Origin of the sequence: Flavihumibacter sp. CACIAM 22H1 (assembly GCF_001601815.1) — a bacterium.
Classification (GTDB): domain Bacteria; phylum Bacteroidota; class Bacteroidia; order Chitinophagales; family Chitinophagaceae; genus Flavihumibacter.
The window spans coordinates 22,676-28,719 of the sequence record NZ_LUKG01000065.1; the positions used below are offsets into that span (position 1 = coordinate 22,676).

At 45.9% G+C, this 6,044-nt stretch carries 8 protein-coding genes; 4 read left to right on the forward strand and 4 right to left on the reverse strand.

Translation table 11 applies throughout. The features are described from left to right. The coding region (proB, locus tag A1D16_RS15865) for a glutamate 5-kinase (RefSeq protein ID WP_290711259.1) at positions 1–867 on the forward strand (867 nt) is incomplete at its 5' end. A 3-nt stretch (positions 868–870) separates the two neighbouring features. Then, entirely contained in the window at positions 871–2,112 is a 1,242-nt protein-coding gene (locus tag A1D16_RS15870) for a glutamate-5-semialdehyde dehydrogenase (protein WP_290711261.1), read from the forward strand. Positions 2,113–2,117: 5 nt separating this feature from the next. Here the strand turns inward: A1D16_RS15870 and A1D16_RS15875 are convergent, their stop codons facing one another. Both A1D16_RS15875 and A1D16_RS15880 read right to left on the reverse strand, forming a co-directional pair. Next, a complete protein-coding gene (locus A1D16_RS15875; protein ID WP_290711273.1) occupies positions 2,118–2,501 on the reverse strand; it encodes a DUF3037 domain-containing protein in 384 nt (127 codons plus the stop codon). Then, complete coding sequence (locus A1D16_RS15880; RefSeq protein WP_290711263.1) at positions 2,479–3,276, reverse strand: HipA family kinase; 798 nt, start codon at positions 3,274–3,276, stop codon at positions 2,479–2,481. The genes A1D16_RS15875 and A1D16_RS15880 overlap by 23 nt, the downstream gene beginning before the upstream one ends. Before the next feature lie 45 nt (positions 3,277–3,321). Between A1D16_RS15880 and A1D16_RS15885 the strand changes: the two genes are divergently transcribed. Beyond that, on the forward strand, positions 3,322–3,903 hold the full coding sequence (locus A1D16_RS15885; RefSeq protein ID WP_290711265.1) for a pentapeptide repeat-containing protein: 582 nt from the start codon (positions 3,322–3,324) through the stop codon (positions 3,901–3,903). On the opposite strand, the gene A1D16_RS15890 is transcribed toward A1D16_RS15885, so the two are convergent. Beyond that, complete coding sequence (locus A1D16_RS15890; protein WP_290711267.1) at positions 3,900–4,808, reverse strand: EamA family transporter; 909 nt, start codon at positions 4,806–4,808, stop codon at positions 3,900–3,902. The two genes, A1D16_RS15885 and A1D16_RS15890, sit on opposite strands and share 4 nt — an antisense overlap. Before the next feature lie 332 nt (positions 4,809–5,140). Between A1D16_RS15890 and A1D16_RS15895 the strand changes: the two genes are divergently transcribed. Then, positions 5,141–5,854: a lytic transglycosylase domain-containing protein gene (locus A1D16_RS15895; protein ID WP_290711269.1), complete on the forward strand. Its 714-nt coding sequence runs from the start codon at positions 5,141–5,143 to the stop codon at positions 5,852–5,854. Here the strand turns inward: A1D16_RS15895 and A1D16_RS15900 are convergent. Further along, the coding region (locus A1D16_RS15900; RefSeq protein WP_290711271.1) for a gliding motility-associated C-terminal domain-containing protein at positions 5,816–6,044 on the reverse strand (229 nt) is incomplete at its 5' end. The genes A1D16_RS15895 and A1D16_RS15900 overlap by 39 nt on opposite strands.

Here is a 6,044-nt window from a genome sequence, read left to right on the forward strand (position 1 = left end):
AAAGATTATAAGGGCAGCTTACTGGAACGGAAAGCGGCGGCAGCTGTAGGTAACCCTATTCTTATCCAGCTCTATCATAAATATTTTCAGCAACATTCCATTAATGTAGCACAGGCTCTTTGTGAACGGGTGCATTTTTCTAACCGGGTTCAGTTCCTGCAGTTAAGGCAAACCTTCAGTACATTCTGGGAAAACAATATTGTTCCCATCGTAAACGAAAATGACCTGGTCAGCAATGTTGAAATTAAATTTTCCGATAATGATGAACTGGCTACCCTTATCGCTATCGGGTTTGATGCCAGTCACCTGATACTTTGTACCTCTACCGGCGGGGTACTGAATGATGAAAAAAAGATAATCCCCCTTATTGAAAAAGTGGATGCATCTGTACTGAAATATGTAACCAAGGAAAAAAGCGGACCCGGGCTGGGCGGAATGTTATCCAAACTTACCTTCACCCGCCTGGCATCTTCGCTGGGTATTGAAGTTGTAATCGGTGGACTAAAAGGGGATCAACCCCTGCGCGCCGCATTGGCCAAAAAAAACGGCACCTGTTTTCTTGCCAGGAAGTCTAACCTGCGTGCCCGTCAAAAATGGTTGGCCAGCGGTTCCATTACCCTCGGCACCCTGCACGTTGATAAAGGTGCCGCCAAAGCCCTGCTAAATCGAAAAAGTTTATTAACCATCGGCATTTCCCGGGTAGAAGGCAAATTCCTGGAAGGGGAAGTAATACAGTTGATGGATGAAGACAATACAATACTGGGAGTGGCCAAAGCCAGGCTGGATGCCAGTTCTATTGAAACCCAGCTTACGCGTAAAAATGTAGTGGCTGCTCATGCCGATGACATCGTTTTATTTAATGACTAAGTAATGAAAGCAATCGAAGCCTCTCTAATAAAAACGCATAAAGCAGCCAAAGCACTGCAGGCTGTTTCCAGTAAAGCCCTTCAGCAGCTGCTGATGGATATGGCTGCCGCACTAGAAGCCAACCAGGCAAAACTCCTGAAAGCAAATGCACTTGACCTGGCCCGGCAAACCTCCGGCAATCCGAGAAATGACCGGCTTCTATTAAATGAACAAAGGATCGGCTCCATTGCTGCCAGCATGCGAAAAGTAGCCAAACTTCCGGATCCAACTGGTGAAGTTTTGGCTGAACGAACCCTCCCCAACGGAATTCAGCTTAAAAAAATAAGTGTTCCCCTCGGCGTGGTAGGAGCAATTTATGAATCAAGACCCAATGTTACTTTTGATATAGCCGCACTCTGTTTAAGAAGCCGGAATGCAGCCGTGCTGAAAGGCAGTAGCGAAGCAGCCACCACCAATGCACTGGCTGTGAAAATTTTGCACGGCGTCTTAAAAGCACATCATCTGCCCACCGCCCTTATAAACCTGCTTCCGCCAGACCGGGAAGTGGTACAGGAACTTTTCAAAGCAACCAGGTACCTCGATGTATTAATTCCGCGCGGTTCTGACCAACTGATCCAGTTTGTACGTTCTAATAGCCGGGTACCGGTTATAGAAACGGGAGCCGGCGTTTGCCATGTTTATGTAGAAAAAAAAGCCAACCTTGAAAAAGCCCTGGCTATTATAGTAAATGCAAAAACCTCTCGCCCCTCTGTCTGTAATGCAGCAGATACCATTTTGATAGATGCGCCCATTGCTGCCCGTTTGCTGGAAAAACTACAACCCGCTTTTGCAGCGTTTGAAGTGGAAATTTTTGCCGATCCCGCAGCACACCGGTTGTTAAAAGGATACCCGTTTTTACGCAAAGCAGCCAAAGCTGATTTCGGCCGCGAATTTCTCAGTATGAAATGCGCCATTAAAATTGTAGCAGGAATAGACCAGGCCCTGGAGCATATAGACCGGTACTCTACCAAACATTCGGAAGCAATTGTATCGGAGGATAAAAAACAGTGTAGCCGGTTTATTCGGGAAGTAGATGCTGCTGCCGTTTACACTAATGCTTCGACCCGTTTTACGGATGGCGAAGAATTTGGACTGGGTGCAGAAATTGGTATTTCCACCCAAAAACTTCATGCACGTGGCCCCTTTGCACTGGAAAAGCTGGTTACCGAAAAATGGATTCTGCAGGGAGATGGCCAGGTTCGCTGAGCCCCTTACAAAACCAGTTGCTCCACTAATTTTTCCAGGGCTTTATCGGGCACAGCACAAAATCCGGGATGCACTTTGGAGCATTGAAGAATGGTACTACGGGTTGCAGTCAGCCACCGGAACCTGCTGGCCAGATCGAGTTGTGCTATTGGTCCGCCGTTTTTGGCTCCCCTGCAAATGAGTTCAAAGGATTGGAGGTATGCTTCTACCTCATGCAAATCAAGTTCCCTGAACAGGGCTTTCAGCCGTACCGGATCAAGGTGGTACCGGCATTGCAGAAATTTCGCTTCCCGGCTGTATAAAACAACCCCTACATTACAGAATTCTTCCCGTTCTACCCTGGGCATTATGCGCAGGATAGCATATTCAAATAAGCGCTGTCCTTGCATCAATGGCCTGTTTTAAAAAAATGGAAGAATGGGTTAAGCGCGTGCATAGGAATTGACTATAAACAGCGCGTTGTTCTTCAAAGGAAAGCGGCAATTCAGCCGACAACCAGTTGTCGGGTATCTGGGCCACAATAGCGCGGATAGCGGCTTCATTCAAGCGTTCTCTCCCCCATTTATCAGCCGCTTCCAATTCAGCCGCAAAGGGTAGCAAAACATGTTCTTTTATGGCTGCAAAAGGGCGCATGGATTGTTGCTGCCAATCGTCCCAGGTATGATGAAAATAGAGGCAGGCACCGTGGTCAATTACCCAAAGCTCCTTGTACCACATCAGCATATTGGTATTGCGGCTGGTTCTGTCCACATTGGTGAGCAATGCATCCATCCATACAATACGGGAGGCAAGGGTTGCATCGGGTTGACTAACATTGGGATCATAGGTAATTGATCCCGATAAATAATGCAGGCCCAAATTCAATCCTTCACTGGCTTTCAGCAGGTCCTGGATTTCCTCATCCGGTTCCGTTCTTCCAAAAGCTTCGTCAACGGTAGCAAATACCAGTTCAGGTACTTTTAATCCCAGCAAACGGGCAATTTCACCGCCAATCAGTTCTGCTATCAATGCCCTGGGACCCTGCCCGGCTCCCCTGAATTTCAGTACATATAAAAACCCATCATCGGCTTCGGCAATAGCGGGCAGAGAGCCCCCTTCCCGAAGCGGTGTTACATACCTGGTAACGGCCACTGTTCGCAAACCATTCGTAGCAAATTCCTGCATAAGGTTCAAATGTAGTTGCTATTTTTAATTTTCATTGCTGTGGTTATGAATAATCCATTAATCGAGGACAAGGTATTTAAGCAGAAAGACTTTACCGAAGAACCGCTTCCGAGGGGAGATTATGAATATTGTCAGTTTATAAACTGCCGGTTCTTTGAAGCTGATCTACGCTCCTTTCGTTTTTTAGAAACCAGCTTTACAGGCTGCGACCTGAGTGTGGCAAAACTGCATAAAACGGCCTTTAAAGGAATCGTATTTAAAGATTGTAAGCTAACCGGCCTGGGATTCGACCAGTGTGATCCTTTTGGATTAGACATGCAGTTTGAAGGTTGTAATTTAACCCATTCAAGTTTTTATGGCCTCAGTTTAAAAGGCATACGATTTATCCAATGCATATTGGAAGCAGTGGAGTTTTCAGAAGCAAATCTACAGGGGGCTGTTTTTACCGGATCCCTATTAACCAACGCACATTTCGACAGAACCAACCTGGAGCAAGCCGACCTGCGCAGCGCCACGGGTTTTTCCATCAACCCTACTATCAACCAGCTAAAAAAAGCAAGCTTTTCCGCTTCTGCATTAGCTGGTTTAGTAGAGGTATTCGGTATCAAGGTAGATCGGTCTTCCTAAGTTCTTGAATTCGTGTAGCTGTTCCAGTTAATCATCAATACGCTGAATAATATAATAACCAATCCGGCTATTTGAAAACCCGTTACTTTTTCATGTGCAATGATTGCTCCCAATAAAACAGCAATAACCGGGTTCACGTAAGCATAGGTGCCCGCCTGCGCAGCCGGCCGCACTTTGAGCAGATAGAGATAACTCATAAACGCTATCACGGACCCGGGAAGAATAAGGTACCACAAAGCCAGCCATCCGCCTGTACTCACCTGGTTCCACTGAAAGCCGGTTAATTCATTGGAAAGAAAACTGGGTAGCAGGGAAAACAAACCTGCGGCCAGCAGTTGAATGCCTGCACTGGTTGCCACATCCGCTTCCACAGCCTTGTATTTTACATACAGGGAGCCGATGGTCCATGCAATACAACCCAGTAGAACAACCCCGATACCGACCACCTGCATCCAACCAGTAGTCGATTCAATGCCTTTACTTAAGCTGGTTCCAAAGAGTAACAGTATTCCGGCAAAGCCCAATAGAACACCCATAATCACCCGCTTATCGCCAAAATAAAACGACCATTGTTTTTTATCCAGCAATACAAACCAAACCGGTAAGGATGCCACCAGAATAGCTGCTACTCCCGAACTCAGGTATTGCTGTGCCCATAATACAGAGCCGCTGCCACCAACTAACATAAGAATACCACCGATGCTGTTTACGGCAATAATTTTTTTTTCGGGTGCCGGATTCTTACGGAACAAGGACCAGCCTAACAGTACCAGCCCGGCGATAGCAAACCGCATTGCCCCCATGAGATAGGGTGGAATAGTAGCTAACCCAAACTGGGCAGCCAGGTAGGTAGAGCCCCAGATAAGGTAAACAGCCGCAAAGGCGAGAATGACTTTTACAGACAATGGAATGAATTAAGCTATAATGATACTACTTTTTAACAATTAACTTATCCACATCCATTTTTTGGTTCAATGCACTGATAATGCAGGAGATAGAAAAAATTATTGACAGGTTTAGAAGGGGCATCGTAGTTTCCCCAAGTAGTTCAACCTTGCAGGTAAGCGCCTTATCAATTAGTTTTGCAGCATCGTAGTTCAGATAACCGGATTGTTGAAAAACCCAAATCGTCCGCCCGCCGGTTCATCCGTTCCTTCCCCAATACTCCTTTGATCTGCCAGTTCTGGTTTATTATCCAAGACCCTGGGTCGGCATTGTTCATCTTTAATGTACCCGTATGTTAAGATCTCAATGGCTGAAACTTGTAATGATTCTTAATTTGTTTTTTTTCTTCAGTGCTTCTGCACGCAATTCCATGCAAAAAAGAACTGTAGTGGAAGAGGTAGCAACACGAAGCATACTTTCTTTTGATGTTTTTGAGCCTAAAACCTATTCTCATCATCATGGCCTGCAATTGTATATCAGCAATTACAATAAAATGCAGGAAGAAGTTTTTCAACTGATCAGGAAACGAGATAAAGCTAAACTGAAGCTGATGGCGAAAGTATTCCGTTCCTACAAATTGCCAGCTGAGCTAAAATACATGGCCATTGTGGAGTCTGAATTAAAAAGCGCTGCTGTTTCAAAAGTTGGCGCTGCCGGCGTTTGGCAATTAATGCCCTCCACAGCACTGCAGTTAGGTTTAAAAATTGACTCCACCATTGATGAACGGCAGAACCTTCAGAAAAGTACTAAAGCGGCTGCCCTTTACCTGCGCGATCTGCACCGGACTTTTAATGATTGGTCGCTGGCCGTAGCTGCTTATAACTGCGGACCCGGCCCTGTTTATAAAGCCATTAAAAAAGCGGGTTCGCGGAACTATTGGGAGCTGCAGCAATTTCTTCCAAAAGAAACCCGGCACCACGTTAAAAAATTAATGGCCACACAAATTTATTTTGAAGGTGCTTCTTCTTTAACGGGTAATTATGATGGTGCCCTTGCGCGTAAATAATTCGCCCGAATCGCATATGAACTCAGCAAAATACACATAGGTACCGGTAGGCGCCGGATGGCCATTAATAGCCCCATTCCATCCAGCCTCCCGGTCACCTATCCTGAAACCGGTTCGTTCAAATACAGTATCGCCTAACCGGCTGAAAATACGCAGGCTCCTGACCATTTTAATGCCTTTCCCCATCAGG

What these genes read in the sequence shown, in the direction of transcription:
- A1D16_RS15875 (WP_290711273.1), bottom strand. Translation starts at nt 2,501, where the DNA reads ATGCAAGGACAGCGCTTATTTGAATATGCTATCCTGCGCATAATGCCC.
- A1D16_RS15870 (WP_290711261.1), top strand. Translation starts at nt 871, where the DNA reads ATGAAAGCAATCGAAGCCTCTCTAATAAAAACGCATAAAGCAGCCAAA.
- A1D16_RS15880 (WP_290711263.1), bottom strand. Translation starts at nt 3,276, where the DNA reads ATGCAGGAATTTGCTACGAATGGTTTGCGAACAGTGGCCGTTACCAGG.
- A1D16_RS15885 (WP_290711265.1), top strand. Translation starts at nt 3,322, where the DNA reads ATGAATAATCCATTAATCGAGGACAAGGTATTTAAGCAGAAAGACTTT.
- A1D16_RS15895 (WP_290711269.1), top strand. Translation starts at nt 5,141, where the DNA reads ATGTTAAGATCTCAATGGCTGAAACTTGTAATGATTCTTAATTTGTTT.